We start from the raw sequence: 14,041 nt of genomic DNA on the forward strand, positions 1-14,041 counted from the left end.
CGGTCGGTCGGGGTGGCGGGATTAACCGTCTTCGGTGTCGAGGACGGCTTCCCGGGCGATCGGGGCGAGGTCGCCGACGTCGATCCCCTGACGGCGGGCGTAGACGACCGCGGCGGCCTCGATGGTCAGGCCGAGTTCCTGCTGTAGCGTATTGATCGCGCTGACGGCCTCGTGTTTCTCCATCCCTTCGGCGACCAGCGAATCGAGCACGCGTTCGAACGCGGAGCGTTCCCGCAGGAGGTCCTCGTCGGGGACGAACTCCTCCGGAACCGTCACCTCCGACGGGTTGAACGTGATCTCGAGGCCGTCGTCACCGCGCTCGAGGAGGCCTTCCTGGGTAGCGATGTCGATCAGCCGTTTGGCCTGATCGGGGGAGAACCAGTCCCGATCGAGCGAGAGGGCGACGACGACCTCGTTTTCCTTGAGGCGACGCGCGCCGTGCTGGATGAACGGGGCGGCGACCGCGACGCGAAGGCTCATCGGAGACGACTTGCTCGAGCGGTGAGAAAACGATGGCGGTTCCGGGCGGCGCTCGTCTCCGAAATCACGGTCGGCGGACAGCGCGCGCCACTGCACGTCGGCCCGCGATCAGTCCGAGGCGCGACCGCCGCCGCTGCCACCACTGCCGCCGTTGCGGTCGGCTCGGGACGGCGGCGGGAACTCGGTGGCGGTTGCCTCCGGCGTTTCGGGCAGGACGCAGCGGTCGGGCTCCCGGTTGACGTGATAGTACCGTTCCGGCGTGTTCGCGAGGGGGTGTGCGGGGTTCTGATCGCTGTCGATACGGGCGGCCCGGACCTCGTCGAACCCGTTGAGTCGGGCCCGGATGCCGCGCCAGTGATACTGCGTCGCGGTCGGGACGGTGACCGGACGGGGCGATTTCCCGTCGGGATGGCGGGTTGCAAGGATGGCGTTGTTGACGTTGCTGGCGAGCGCGTCGTGATCGATGAGGACGCCGACGGCGGCGTCTCGCGGCGCTCTTGCAGCGAGGACGTCAAGTCCGAGATGCAACGCCCGATACTCGGCAACGTTGTTGTCCGGCGGCGTATCCGCGGTCGCGACGCGTGCGACGCGCGTGCCGTCGCGCGTTTCGATAACGGCACCCAGCCCGCCACCGGAGTCTCGGAAGGACCCGTCGGTTGCGACATAGAAATCACGATGGTGGGTCCGCGGGGGGTGGGCGATGTGGGGCGTGGGCGACTCGTCGAACAAGTCCCGCAGTGCGGGCCGGCCGTGAGCGGCCATAGAAACGCGTAGGTTATTTGCACACTTAACGATACCGCCCGTGGTAACAGATGGCACCGTTTCACATGGGAGTCACCCGTTCGACGCGATATGGGTACGTCCCCCACGGGAAAAACTAACTACGTGCGACTATCTGTTAAAGAAGACTATTGCGAGTATTTTGATGCTGAAACAGTTGAACTGCCGATTAGCGGGGGATCCCGGTTTCGACCGATCGTCCGGACCCTATCTGTGTTGGCGGTAGGTGTAATACCACCTAGTACTTGGTCGAAGTATGAACCAGACGAACGCCAGTCGGATGGAAGCGGCGTGCGCTCTCCTCGCGGAATCCGAACGGCGGTATCTGCTCTACCAGTTAGCGGACGACCGAACGGCGAACCTCGAGGATCTGGTCGCGCAGGTCGCCGCCTGGGAGCTCGACGTCAACGCCGCCGCGGTCGACAAGGAGCGCAGACAGCGAGTGTACGTCTCGTTAGTCCACAACCACTTGCCGCGACTCGAGGATTACGACATCATCGAATACGACCTGCGAAGCGGCGACATCGTGCTGGCAACGGGATTCGACGATATCAAACCCCTCCTCGAGCAGTTCCGGCAGACCGAGGACGAACCCGAGATTCGCGAACGGCCGCCGCTCTGAGGCGCGCATATTCTGAGCCGCTGTACCACGGCTCGCCCCCGGCGTTTCGAATCGAAACGAATAGGAGATTTTCTCCCGAACGGGACAGCGTGTCCCGGTATCGAAATCTCGCTCTCTTTCTGACGCTCGCAACGCTGTGGGGCGCGGCGTTCGTCGCGATCAGTGCGGGGCTCTCGTATATCCCGCCGATCCTGTTCGCCGCGTTGCGCTACGATATCGCCGGTATCGTGATGCTCGGCTACGCCGCGGTCGCCGTCGATCGATGGCGGCCTCGTACCGGGGCCGAGTGGCGGCAGGTCGCCGTCGGCGCCGTGCTCCTGATCGCGGCCTACCACGCCTTCCTCTTCGTCGGACAGCAACACACCACGGCGGCAGCCGCCGCTATCCTGGTGAGTCTCTCGCCGGTTCTGAGCACCGGGTTCGCTCGAGCGCTCGTCCCCGCAGACGCCCTCTCCCCGATCGGCACCGTCGGCGTCGTCGTCGGCCTCGCCGGCGTCGCGGTCATCGTTCGGCCGGATCCGTCGAACCTACTCGCGACCGGCATCGTGGCGAAGGGGCTCGTTTTCTGTGCTGCGGCGGCGTTCGCGCTCGGCAGCGTCCTCACCCGCCGTTTCGATACCTCGCTGCCGATCGAGACGATGGAGGCCTGGTCGATGCTCGGCGGCGCGCTCGTGTTACACCTCGTCAGCGTCGCGATCGGCGAGTCGCTCGAGCCGAGCGCGTGGACCCACCCCGAGGCAATCGGCGCACTGGCCTACCTCTCGCTCGGCGCGAGCGCGATCGGCTTTCTCGTCTACTTCGACCTGCTCGAGCGACTGGGGGCCGTCGAAATCAACATGGTCTCGTACGTCGCACCGATCGTCACCGCGGTGGTCGGCTGGCTCTATCTCGGCGAAGTGGTCGATACCGCGACGCTGATCGGATTCGGTCTCATCGCGGTCAGCTTCTGCCTCGTCAAACGACGGGCGATCCGACGGGAGTTCGGCCACGTTCGATCGCGAGGCTCGAGCGAGTAGTCCACGCGCCGCTACTGGCGATGGGCGTGGCCGACGTACAGCGCGAGGAGGTTGCCGACGATCAGTCCGAGAAACAGAACGCCGTCGAACGAGGACGACAACCCGGTCGCGAGCACGGGGACGTACAGAATCGGCATTGCGATCGCCGCCCAGAATCCCGCGGCGCGGATCGGGGTGGCGAGCCCCGGTGTCGCTCGCTCGAGCATGCCATCCTCGTCGTCACGACGTTCGCTCGGCGGGCTCGAGTCGGCGGATCGACGGTCGGTGGGAGAGGGTGGGCTCGCCATTGGGGGAGGTGCGTATTCTCGGCGACGACGCAAATATCGGTCCGACCGTTTCGAACAATCGCGACTGATTCACCGGAATTATCCGCAGTGAACGAGCGGTTTACCGATCGAAACGATAGTGGTAGCCGCAATTAGGCAACCGATCCGAACCCGATTCGGATCAGGGTTTAAATGGGAAGGGACGGCAACGCTCGCCATGAGCGATATCGAACGTATCGAACGGCGGCTGTCGACCGTCGAACGCGCGGTCGTCGACGGTGACCTTGAACTGGCTGCCGTCGGCGACGCCGCGTCCCTCACCGAGGACCTCGCGGCTCTCACCGATCGGATCGACGCCCACGAGCAACGGATCGCCGATCTCGAGGGACGAATCGACGCATTCGACGGACTCGTCGGCTCCGTCGAATCCGTTAACGAGACCGTCGAGAAGCGGGCTAACGGGGCCGTCGCAGCTGTCGATCGGCTCGAGTACCGTATCGACGAACTCGAGCGCGTCCTCGGCTCTCGCGATACCGGCGATTCCGACGGTGTGAGGGCTGCCCCCGACGACCGAGAGGGCGTCGCGCTCGAACGTGGAACTGAGACACCAGATGGCGGAGGGGAACCGTCCGATAGCGACGGATCGGGGATCCGAGAGAAGACGGCCGCGGCACCCGACTCGGCCACCGATGGAGACGGTCGCGGGGCACTACCGCCAGTCACTGCGAACGAGCAAACCGTTGGCTCGCTCTCCGTCGAGCAGACTGCCACGAAAATCGTCGCAGCACCGACCGGCGAAGGCGAGAGCCCGAACCGACAGGACGGCCCCGGTTCCGACGATCGAGCGGACTCGACGACGACGAGCGCCGGTAGCACTTGGAGCGGAAGGCAAGCCACGCAGGACGCACTCGACTGCCGACTCGCGGACCCGGCGAACGGCGACCGCTCGACCGAGGAATCGGCGTCGACCGAGGACGACGAACCCGGAAGCGGCATATTTGAGTCACTTCGGTCGAAGCTCCCGTGATCCGGATCGTCGTTGCCGTTTTGCTCGCGATTGCCCTCATCGTCCTCGCCGTCCCGGCGATCGAGCGGGGTGCATCGCTGAACACGCAACGGCAGGTCGAAACGAGCATCGCGGCGATCGACGATGCGGCGACGTCACTCGCGGAAACGGAAGAGATCTCCCCCGACGACCATCCGAACCCCAGGCGAGTCGTCGACGTGCGATTGCCTCGGGGATCGCTCACGACCGATGCCGTCACTCATTTCGAGATCACTGTGGCGGAAACCGGACGGTACAGCTCCGTTCGGTACGTTCTCGCGGACGGAACGACGCGGACCGGGGTAATCGACGAACCGGTGGTCTGGAACGACCCACACGGCAACGAATCGGTCGAACTCGACGGAGCCGGTGAGGTTCGACTCGTGTTGTCGCTCCGAGCTGACGAGAACCGAACGCCGATCGTCGTCGCCACCCGTGCTCGAGTTTAAATCAGATGCCGCTGCCACCATCGGTATGTCTCCGGACGGGACCACGCGCCTTCGATCGGTCATCGACGACCTGGGCCTCGGCGGCGTGTTCGGAAATCGAACCGACACCGCCTCGTCGTGTGGCTGCACTGTAACGTTCGACGACGAGACGCTCGTTCTCGACGCGACCGACTGCGACGGCGACCTCGAGAACGCGACCGCCTGCCGTCGAACGGCGATCGAAGCGCTGGCCGAGCGAGCGGCCACACGGATTATCGTCAGATCGAACGGCCTCGAACGCCGGTACGCCGACCGCGGCGTCGACCTCCTCGAGTCCGCCGGGCGGTTCATCTCGCTTCTTGGCGAGCGCGACGAGCGGCTGGCCGCGGCCGCTGCGCGGGACCCGATCGCCGTCGCTTCGGAGGTCCGAACGAGAGCCGGACCGATCGCCGATATCGGCGTCGAATCGGGGCTGATCGCGGCGGCGACCGGTCTCGAGAGCGACGAGACGGTCCTGCCCGCCACCGTCGGGCTCACTATCGGCCAGTACTTCGTCGACCGAACGATCGACGACGGCGCGCATCTCAGAGACCTCCAGTCGCTGCGGACGGGAAGCGAGGCGCGGATCTACGGCCGGCCGGGCGACGTTCCGCGCTACGCCCTCAACGCGGTCGATACGGCCCTCTCCGACACGGATCGGCGACGGCTCCTCGAGGGATACGAGGCGATCGCCGAGGGAGTCGTCGAGGGCGACCGCGCGCCCTCTCGAGCGATCGAGTACGCCAGCGACGGGGCGGCCGACCCGCTCCTGACGGCTATTCTGACGAAACACACGAGCGGGTACGGGATTCTCGAGGACCTGTTCGCCGATCCGCGCGTCACCGACGTGTACGTCACGTCGCCGGCGGCAGCGAACCCGATTCGCGTCGTCGTCGACGGAGAGTCGATGCCGACGAACGTCCAACTCACGCCGAACGGTGCGCGAGCGCTCGCCTCGCGGGTTCGCCGCACCAGCGGGCGGGCGTTCTCCCGAGCGAGTCCGACGGTCGACGCGACGGCCTCGCTCGGAGACGGGACCGGGATTCGGGTCGCGGGCGTCACCGATCCGGTCGCAGACGGAATCGCCTTCGCCTTCCGGGAGCAGCCCGCCGACGAGTTCACGCTCCCGGCGCTCGTCGCGAACGGGACCGTCCCCGCGGCGGTCGCGGCGTTTCTCTCGGTCGCCGTCGAACGCAACGCCGCGACCCTCATCGCCGGAACCCGGGGATCGGGGAAGACGACGCTGCTGGGGACGCTCCTGTACGAACTCGCCCCGAAAACGAGAACGGTTCTGATCGAAGATACGCCCGAACTCCCGGTGGACGCGTTGCAGTCGGTCGGCCGCGACGTGCAGGCGCTCCGAACCGGAACCGGCGACGGTCCCGAAATATCGGCCGCGGACGCGCTCAGGACCGCGCTTCGTCTCGGCGACGGAGCCCTCGTTGTCGGCGAAATCCGCGGTGAAGAAGCACAGGTCCTCTACGAGGCCATGCGGGTCGGTGCGAACGCCAACGCAGTGCTGGGAACGATACACGGCGACGGTGCCGACGACGTCTACGAGCGGGTCGTTTCCGACCTCGGCGTCGAACCGTCGTCGTTCGGCGCGACGGACATCGTCGTGACCGTTCAGGCTTACCGGGCCCCGGGAGGACGAGATCGACGACTCGCCAAGGTCGAGGAAGTCGTCGGGACCGGCGACGACGTCCGATTCGAACCGCTGTACGAACTCGAGGGCGACCGCGCCGTCGCGACGGGGCGGATCGATCGCGGCGAGAGTCGGATCGTGAACCGACTCGCCGGGCCGACCGAGGACTACGCTGCCGTTCGGCGGGCGATTTCCTCGCGAACCGAACTCCTGTCGACGCTCGTGAACGACGGCCGAACGAGCCCACAGGCGGTCGCGACAGCGTACACCGGTCGCGGAGACGAGAGAGGAGACTTCTCTCGGAGCGACGAGACGGCTCACACCGATCGGACCGACGAGCCACCAGCTCCCAATCAGGGCGGTGAGCCACCGGCTACCGATTGGGGCGGCGGGTGATCTCGAGATGCTGTTGGTACCGTTTCTCGTTCAGTCGCTCGCCGCACTGTACCCGACCGATGTCGCCGTCAGTGATGCTCTCGCGGAGTCGCTATCGTTTACCGACTCCCGCTATGAGGGTGAGACGATCGTCCGAGCGGGATACGGAGCCGGCATCGTTGCCGCCATCGTGCCACTGCCGTTGTTGCTGACGGCTGCTCCGATTCCGTTCGTCCTGTTTTTCGTACTCGTGACCCCGATCGCGGCGATTCACGGCGTCCATTCGATGCCGCACTTGCAGGCGGCGTTCCGCAGAACCGAGGCGCTCGGCGAGACGCCAAACCTCGTCGGGCGGGCCGTGTTGCGCATGCAGGTACAGCCGGCACTGGAGAGCGCGGTTCGGTTCGCGGCCGAGACCGGGTCCGGCCCGTTGTCCGCGAGTCTCGCCGGTCACATCGATCGATCGATTGGAACGCCCGGGACGGGCCTGCTGTCGTTTGCCGAGGAATGGGCAGAGTGGTTCCCGGCGCTTCGGCGGTCCTCGCATCTGCTCGTCGCCGCCCAGGACGCACCCGATGCCGAACGTGTCCGGACGCTCGATCGATCGCTCTCGGCCGTTCTCAACGGTACTCGCAGCCAGATGGCGGATTTTACGTCGGCGATCCGCGCACCGGCGACCGGGCTGTTCGCCTTCGGGATCATGCTTCCGCTCGCGCTCGTCTCGCTCGTTCCGACGGTGCCGATGGTCGGCTATTCCGTCAACATCTGGCTGTTCGTGCTGCTGTACAACGTTGTTCTCCCCGGAACCCTGATCGCGGCGAGCCTCTGGCTGCTCGTCCGACGACCGGTCGCGTTTCCGCCCCCCGCGATCGACCATGGGCATCCGGACGTGCCCGATCGACTCCGATTGCGGCTGCTATGGGGAATCCTCGCAAGCGTTTGCGGGTACGTAACGATCGCTACGACCGGGCCCGGCCACCTCGCACCGGTCGCGGCAATCGGCCTCGGCGTCGGCGTCGCATTGGTCGCAACGTATCGTCCCGTCCTCGCGGTTCGGCAGTACGTCCGCGACGTTGAAGCCCACCTGACCGACGCGCTCTACATCGTCGGTCGACAGGTCGCCGAAGGCGAGTCCGTGGAGTCGGCGGTCGAACTCGCTGGCGACCGCGTCCCCGCCGAGACCGGTGCTGTCTTCGAAGACGCCGCCGGAATTCAGCGGCGGCTCCAGACGGGCGTTCGAGAGGCATTTCTCGGTCACTACGGTGCCCTTCGAAACGTTCCAAGCCCCCGGGCTCGAGGGACTGCCGCGTTGCTCGCGATCGCCTCGGAAGAGGGGAAACCCGCCGGCCGTGCCATCGTCTCCATGGCCGACCATCTGGAGGAACTCGAGGCGGTCGAAGCCGAGACAAAACGAAACCTCGAGCAGGTCACCGGGACGCTCGACAACACGGCGGCGTATTTCGCTCCGCTCGTCGCCGGCGCGACCGTCGGCATGGCCGCCATGATGTCGAGCGAGGATATCATCGCTTCGGGCGAGGTGGAAGCCGCTGCATTCCCCGCGGAATCGCTCGCGGTCGTCGTCGGTCTCTATCTGATCGCGCTCTGTTTCATCATCACCCCGCTCTCGATCGGGCTTCGTCACGGTCTCGACCGGGCCCTCGTCGGGTATCACGTCGGTCGTACGCTCGTCTCGGCGATGATCCTCTACGTCCTGACCGTCGCCGTCATCGGCGTCTTGCTCTGATCAGTTCGGTCCCCACTCGTCGCGTTGCGGCTCTCGATCCGGCCTCGTTTCGAGCCGGACTCGGATTTAAATACGAATACGCGGCCACCAGCAGCATGGATCTGGAAGCCCCGGTCGATGCGTGGTACGTCTGGCTCGCCGTCTCGATCGTCAGCGCCGCCGTCGCCGGTATCGCACTCGGGCTGCCGACCGGACCGCCCCCGGACACGAACCGAGCCGCAAACATGATCGAACAAACCGCTGGAAGCTCGTACAACGCGAGTGCCACGTACGATCACGACGCGACCGAGATCAAGTTCGACGGCCGAACGCTCGCGATGCGAAACGAGCACGGCACTTCCCGCGCGAGTCTCAGCTACGGGCACGTCGTCCCCGTGATGGGGCACGAACGCCTCGAGAATCTTACAGCGGGCCGATCCTTCGAAGAAGAATACGCGGCGGAGCTCGATGATACGGAGACGCACGCGCTCGACGACTTTCTCGAGGATGTCGAAGACGCATACGCCGATAACACGGGTGAGTGGCGGACTGCAGACGACCAGCTACGGGTCCGAACGATCAGTACGACACCGGTTCCGACGATACGTGCGTCAGTCGAACTGATCTATGCAGCTGGTACGACTCACGAGGCCACGTTTGCGTACGAGGCAAACACGGACACGAAACTGACGTTTACCGCCGAAAGCAGGGAACTGGACACATACATCGAGAAATCCGTCGAAGCGTCTCCCTCGAGAGAAACCGCACCCGCTGGACCGTACGATTTCCATAAGAACAGTTGGTTGAAATTTCCAGTCGACGTCGAGATCGACGCCGAGGGCGCGACCATCTGTAACGAGACTATTCGGGCCGACCGTGGCAGTGAGATGGTTCCTCTCTGTGGTCCCGGTGGAGAAACAATCGATATCACGGATACCAACCTCGAGACCCGCGGATACGTGAACAAAAATCGGGAATCGGAGTCGTTCTATGTCACGCTCGTCAGCGCCTAACGGACAGCGTGGGCAGACCGAGCCGCTCGCCGCGCTCGTCGCCGTTTCGGCGCTTATCGTCGGTATCGGACTCTATGGCCTATATCTGACGGATACGCTTCCCGGAACCACCGACCGGACGACCGAAGAGACGGCAGTGACTCGGATCAAAGGGGACATCGAGACCGACGGCGTCGTTCGCAGTTATGGTCACGACGAACTCGAGGACCTGATCGAGACGGCGTCGCTCCCTCACGGACGGAACGTCTACGTGCAGGTGACGGTCGTCGATGACGGCCGTGAGACCGTCGTCGCCGATGCTTTGTTCGGAACTGACGGGCAGCCGAATCGCGATCCGCTCGAGAGCGGCGAACTCGAGGGGCCGCCGGCCGAGGCCGGCGTTGCCACCCGTCCCATCGCTGTCGCCACGAGACCCGGTGCGGTCCGCGGTGGAACGCTACTCGTTGGGGTGTGGAACGGATGAGCGCCGACCGCGCCGTGAGTACGGTCATGGACGTCGCGATGGCCCTCCTGCTCGTTAGCGCCAGCGTCCTGCTGATCGGGATTCACCTGCACAACTCGGACGACAAGTTCGACGAGAACCGAGCCGACCGGACGGCCGAACTCCTCGGCGAATCGACCATCAGCGTTCAGTACAGTCTCGAAGACGCTGCGCCGATCGCAGATCGGGAGGGGGAGTACCACCGAACCGAGTACGGCTCGGCCACCGGACTCCTCGCGGACGCGGCCGTCGCGAACGTCCACGTCGACGGCACTCGAATTCGCTCTACAGGCGACGAGTTCGAAACGGCCGTCGGTGCGTCCGTCGAAAGCGCTCTCATCGGGTCGAACCGCCATTTCTACGTCACCGCTGAGTGGGAACCCTACGACGACGCGGCGATCAACGGCACGGCGACGGCCGGCGAACGACCGCCGCCGAACGAGGATGTCTCGAGCGTCACGCTGACGGCCTCGAGCGGGATTTCTGCCGTCGATTCGAACGAGGTCGAATTCGCGTATCTGAACGCCGATACGTACTGGAACGACTATCTTGGCGATCGAACCGACCTCGTCGAGAGCCCGGAGAACGCGTCGTTCGAAGCGGCCGGAACGGTGATCGGAAACGCGATCGTCGACGGCTACTTCCCGCCCGCGGCAACCCAGCGATCCCTCGAGAGTCAGGGGCTCTCCCACGAACTCACCGTTTCACAGTACGAGCAGCTGGTGAAACCGCTCGAGTACGAGTTCACTGAGACGACGGCGCCGGCTCACCACGGCCCGCTCAAGCGCGAGGAGGCAGACGCGGTCGAAGCGAACGCACAGGTGGTTCGCGGGGTTGCAAACGCGGACACGTTCGGCCGGAACGGGCTGGGACACTGGCTCGGGGAGGACCTGCAAACGGCGCTGGCAGACGAAATCGCGGCGATCGAGGAGCGCTACGACGGCGAGCGACGCGACGAAGAGACCGCGGCGTTGCTCGCCGACGAAGTATCGACCGACGAGGTCACGATTACGATTCAAACCTGGTACGTATGACACGCAGACCACACACAGTTTCGATCGCAGACGACGACCGAGCCCGGATTCCGTTCGCCCTGATCGCCATACTGCTACTGGTCAGTAGCATCGCGATCGTCGGCGTGCTGGAGTCCAGAGAAACCCCAGACGTCGACACCGATCAGGCGCTCGCCATGGATCGTGCCGAGTCGGTTGCGATCGCCGAACTGCGGCAGGCGGTCGTCCGCGCGACCGAGGATGCCGCCGGCGCCCCCGTCACGTCGACCGACGGGGCAGCTGCTTCCGTCAGCGCCGCGATGGATGACGACGAGGCCGTCTTCGACCAGTACCTGAAACTCCTCATCTACCGAGAGGTTTCGGAGTCGTTCGCGAGCGCCCACCAGCAATTCGATGGAGAGACGACCGCGGAGGCCTCCGTCGAACGGATCGACTGGAGCGACAGCGACGACCTCGAGGCGGCGATCGATCGCGTTTCGCTCGAGAAAGGCGAATCGGGCGTTCTCACCGTCGCGGTCGACGGCATCGAACTCACCGTCGACGAAACGGAGGGTCAGCCAGTTACCGAGCGACGGGAGCTGTCGGTGACTGTCGGCACGCCGCTCTACCAGCTCAAAGACCGGACCGATGAGTTCCAATCACAGCTCAACACGGGCTTTTTCGAAAGCGACGGCCAGTACGACGGTTTCGGGCGGTACTTCGCCGCTCGGATGTACCCGTACGCGTGGGGGAAAGCCTACTACGACCGACTTAGCAGCGGTGATCGCGCCTTCCACAATCTCACACCCAACGAGCACACCGAAGTGATGGTCAACGACGCCGTCTTCGGACTGCAGGAGAAAACCTTCGGTACAACCGACCCGTACAAAGACCGCGCCATGCTCTTGCCGACGCTCTGTATGGCCGGCGATCTCGCCTCGAGCGCGGGCGACATCGAAACCTCGGACTTCCTCCCGGGCGGCGAGGCGAGTAATCTCTCTAATCGGACGAATCTCTGTGATAGCGATCTGATCGATCAGGACGGGGAACTTCCGGATCCGCCGACTGTACAGGATATTGTGCTGACGATGCTCGAGGACAACGTCGAGACTGATGTCGAGATTCAAGCGCATCCGTTCGCCGATGTCGCGTATATGCAGATGGCGAGTGGAATGACTATGGAGCAAGTGGAATCGGAATTCAATGACTCGCTGATGAAATCAAATAGATTTTCTGATAACTACCTCCGCAATTACTATTCAGGTAGTTTGGAAAATCAAGATATAGCCGATGATCTGGGAGATTTTCGAACTAACGGAGGCGGAACGTTAGATAATATTGAACGGCTTTTCAGGGAAAGAGGTCCTAATGAAGCGATTATAAACAAAGTCATTGGAGAAATATATACTGTCGACTTGGGAGCAAGCGAAGTAGGGCCATTTAAACAAAATGACTTACCAGACCCGTCTCCACCAAGCGAATGGGCCCAAAATCCTGGAAATTGGTCTGGACCAGTTAACATTACCTATCATGCTGGTATCTCACCGGCGAAGGCTGATGTCTCAATCGATATCGTATCCAATAACGATGCTACTGGATTTGATGATCGGGATCTCGCTACAGTCGATATTAACTATAAGAATACGATTGGCGTTAAGGGGGAATGGAAACATGAGAATGGAAACAAATCGTCATACTCGTCCTGGAATTGGAAGGAGAATATAACGTATAGTTCCAATTACAAGATTGATGGTGATTTTGTATCTGAGGATATTGGGACTGAGCGTGGGTCTCGCGGTATTAAATCGCTAATTGAGAAAGATTCCTGGGAGGAAAAGGATGGTATCATTCAGAACTTCGAAGGTGTCGAGACAAAAGCAGTCAAAGAGACACTTGACCTGAGTTCGATATCTGTGCAGTCGCAGGAACAAGAACTCGAACGGAAGATTGAGAGCTCAAGCAACTCGATAATTACGGAAAGAGATTTTGGCAAGGCGATTACATACTCTTCATCTCCGAATCTCGATGTCGAACCGCAGAACAAAGATGAACTGTATCAGTGGGCGCTAGCCGAACTTAATCAGACACACTACGAGGTCGTGACAACCGTGGAGCCTCATCAAACCGACCTCTGGAATATGCTTGAGAAGCCAAGTCCGCTCAAGAAAATCAAGAGGAATGTAAGTAGCTTGGAAGGCGAGTTAGTGTATCAAAACGTCTCCGAACCATACGACAATACAGCCGATCTCCTCCGTGCAGAGGTTCGGAAGCAATATTTTGAGGACACCTACGATAATATCGGACGAATTAGCGGCTGGCACGACGATACACTCGGTGAGAGTAATGCCATACTTAATGGTCTCCTTGGCGGTCTTCTCGATACTAGCAATGATCTCCTCGGGGGTCCAATGAAATTCGTTGATCAGATGATGGATCCCGAAACGCGTCCTGAAGATGCACGAGTATCGCTCGAGAGTTCACCATTGATGGAGGATATGAACTATCAGGTCGAGGCATCGCCAACGTATCTTTCACTAGAAACTGTTAATCGAACTGATGTCCCAGCAGTCAGACCAGAAGGTGGCGATGTGCTCGCTATCGATACTGCCAATGAGACAGACCATGCACCGTTGGGTGCTGGATACTTCGACGGTATCGGTCATCCAGGTTTCCCTCTCATGCCGTGGCCATCATTGTTCTACTTGCAGCTTGATGCATATTACCTTGAAGTACAAGGAGAATACGCTCGGTTCGAGGTACGTGCTAATAGTGGTGATCCAACAAGCAGCAGCGAGATGACCTATGTTCGGGAAGACACAGACGTAACGATTGAAACGCCAACTCGGACCGAGGAAAACGAACTTACAATCGGATCTATCGAACCGATCTCGTTCGATAATACTCTTGTAATTCCGATCGTTGTTCCAAGCCCACAACTGATGGCTAAGGGATCACCGGGAGTCGGTGATACATGGCGATATAAGAATTCAAACTCCCCACGAGAAAATTGCTCAGTTGCTTGGGCCAATACCGGCTCTAGTTTCAAGAGTACTGATAGTGTGGGTTGTGTGTCTGGCATGACTGAAGGAAACCTTCCAGTTTGACTATCAATATTTTATATGTTCGATCTTCTGTC

General features: G+C 62.2%; 13 protein-coding genes. 10 read left to right on the forward strand and 3 right to left on the reverse strand.

What is annotated here, in order from left to right; translation table 11 throughout:
* Positions 1 to 21: 21 nt before the first annotated feature.
* Together CP556_RS11670 and CP556_RS11675 are read right to left on the reverse strand one after the other, a co-directional pair.
* Positions 22 to 480: a DUF2240 family protein gene (locus CP556_RS11670; RefSeq protein ID WP_098725777.1), complete on the reverse strand. Its 459-nt coding sequence runs from the start codon at positions 478 to 480 to the stop codon at positions 22 to 24.
* Between the two features lie 108 nt (positions 481 to 588).
* Positions 589 to 1,242, reverse strand: coding sequence for a ribonuclease H family protein (locus CP556_RS11675; protein ID WP_098725778.1), 654 nt, complete (start codon positions 1,240 to 1,242; stop codon positions 589 to 591).
* 274 nt (positions 1,243 to 1,516) lie between these two features.
* Here CP556_RS11675 and CP556_RS11680 point away from each other — a divergent pair, with 274 nt between their 5' ends.
* Both CP556_RS11680 and CP556_RS11685 read left to right on the forward strand, forming a co-directional pair.
* A complete protein-coding gene (locus CP556_RS11680; protein WP_098725779.1) occupies positions 1,517 to 1,882 on the forward strand; it encodes a DUF7344 domain-containing protein in 366 nt (121 codons plus the stop codon).
* An 89-nt stretch (positions 1,883 to 1,971) separates the two neighbouring features.
* On the forward strand, positions 1,972 to 2,898 hold the full coding sequence (locus CP556_RS11685; RefSeq protein WP_098725780.1) for a DMT family transporter: 927 nt from the start codon (positions 1,972 to 1,974) through the stop codon (positions 2,896 to 2,898).
* Positions 2,899 to 2,909: 11 nt separating this feature from the next.
* On the opposite strand, the gene CP556_RS11690 is transcribed toward CP556_RS11685, so the two are convergent.
* Positions 2,910 to 3,185, reverse strand: a complete 276-nt coding sequence (locus CP556_RS11690; RefSeq protein ID WP_098725781.1) for a DUF8028 family protein — start codon at positions 3,183 to 3,185, stop codon at positions 2,910 to 2,912.
* A 196-nt stretch (positions 3,186 to 3,381) separates the two neighbouring features.
* Here CP556_RS11690 and CP556_RS11695 point away from each other — a divergent pair, with 196 nt between their 5' ends.
* The 8 genes from CP556_RS11695 (at position 3,382) to CP556_RS11730 (ending at position 14,009) form a co-directional block, all read left to right on the forward strand.
* The gene (locus CP556_RS11695) at positions 3,382 to 4,191 is read left to right on the forward strand and encodes a DUF7310 family coiled-coil domain-containing protein (RefSeq protein WP_098725782.1); all 810 of its coding nucleotides are present in this window, start codon (positions 3,382 to 3,384) and stop codon (positions 4,189 to 4,191) included.
* The gene (locus tag CP556_RS11700) at positions 4,188 to 4,658 is read left to right on the forward strand and encodes a DUF7311 family protein (RefSeq protein WP_098725783.1); all 471 of its coding nucleotides are present in this window, start codon (positions 4,188 to 4,190) and stop codon (positions 4,656 to 4,658) included. The genes CP556_RS11695 and CP556_RS11700 overlap by 4 nt, the downstream gene beginning before the upstream one ends.
* 25 nt (positions 4,659 to 4,683) lie before the next feature.
* On the forward strand, positions 4,684 to 6,717 hold the full coding sequence (locus CP556_RS11705; RefSeq protein WP_098725784.1) for a type II/IV secretion system ATPase subunit: 2,034 nt from the start codon (positions 4,684 to 4,686) through the stop codon (positions 6,715 to 6,717).
* Between the two features lie 7 nt (positions 6,718 to 6,724).
* Positions 6,725 to 8,440, forward strand: coding sequence for a secretion system protein (locus CP556_RS11710; RefSeq protein ID WP_098727383.1), 1,716 nt, complete (start codon positions 6,725 to 6,727; stop codon positions 8,438 to 8,440).
* A gap of 95 nt (positions 8,441 to 8,535) precedes the next feature.
* Complete coding sequence (locus CP556_RS11715) at positions 8,536 to 9,432, forward strand: DUF7283 family protein (protein ID WP_098725785.1); 897 nt, start codon at positions 8,536 to 8,538, stop codon at positions 9,430 to 9,432.
* On the forward strand, positions 9,410 to 9,895 hold the full coding sequence (locus tag CP556_RS11720; RefSeq protein WP_098725786.1) for a DUF7285 family protein: 486 nt from the start codon (positions 9,410 to 9,412) through the stop codon (positions 9,893 to 9,895). The genes CP556_RS11715 and CP556_RS11720 overlap by 23 nt, the downstream gene beginning before the upstream one ends.
* Complete coding sequence (locus CP556_RS11725; RefSeq protein WP_255291449.1) at positions 9,892 to 10,947, forward strand: DUF7284 family protein; 1,056 nt, start codon at positions 9,892 to 9,894, stop codon at positions 10,945 to 10,947. The genes CP556_RS11720 and CP556_RS11725 overlap by 4 nt, the downstream gene beginning before the upstream one ends.
* The gene (locus CP556_RS11730) at positions 10,944 to 14,009 is read left to right on the forward strand and encodes a DUF7286 family protein (RefSeq protein WP_098725787.1); all 3,066 of its coding nucleotides are present in this window, start codon (positions 10,944 to 10,946) and stop codon (positions 14,007 to 14,009) included. Before CP556_RS11725 ends, CP556_RS11730 begins: the two co-directional genes overlap by 4 nt.
* The last annotated feature ends 32 nt before the right edge of the window (positions 14,010 to 14,041 follow it).

The sequence above is a fragment of the Natrinema sp. CBA1119 genome (genome assembly GCF_002572525.1).
Lineage (GTDB): Archaea > Halobacteriota > Halobacteria > Halobacteriales > Natrialbaceae > Natrinema.

Coding starts and splice junctions, on each gene's coding strand:
- CP556_RS11670 (WP_098725777.1), bottom strand. CDS start 480: ATGAGCCTTCGCGTCGCGGTCGCCGCCCCGTTCATCCAGCACGGCGCG.
- CP556_RS11675 (WP_098725778.1), bottom strand. CDS start 1,242: ATGGCCGCTCACGGCCGGCCCGCACTGCGGGACTTGTTCGACGAGTCG.
- CP556_RS11720 (WP_098725786.1), top strand. CDS start 9,410: ATGTCACGCTCGTCAGCGCCTAACGGACAGCGTGGGCAGACCGAGCCG.
- CP556_RS11715 (WP_098725785.1), top strand. CDS start 8,536: ATGGATCTGGAAGCCCCGGTCGATGCGTGGTACGTCTGGCTCGCCGTC.
- CP556_RS11695 (WP_098725782.1), top strand. CDS start 3,382: ATGAGCGATATCGAACGTATCGAACGGCGGCTGTCGACCGTCGAACGC.
- CP556_RS11710 (WP_098727383.1), top strand. CDS start 6,725: ATGCTGTTGGTACCGTTTCTCGTTCAGTCGCTCGCCGCACTGTACCCG.
- CP556_RS11680 (WP_098725779.1), top strand. CDS start 1,517: ATGAACCAGACGAACGCCAGTCGGATGGAAGCGGCGTGCGCTCTCCTC.
- CP556_RS11690 (WP_098725781.1), bottom strand. CDS start 3,185: ATGGCGAGCCCACCCTCTCCCACCGACCGTCGATCCGCCGACTCGAGC.
- CP556_RS11725 (WP_255291449.1), top strand. CDS start 9,892: ATGAGCGCCGACCGCGCCGTGAGTACGGTCATGGACGTCGCGATGGCC.
- CP556_RS11705 (WP_098725784.1), top strand. CDS start 4,684: ATGTCTCCGGACGGGACCACGCGCCTTCGATCGGTCATCGACGACCTG.
- CP556_RS11730 (WP_098725787.1), top strand. CDS start 10,944: ATGACACGCAGACCACACACAGTTTCGATCGCAGACGACGACCGAGCC.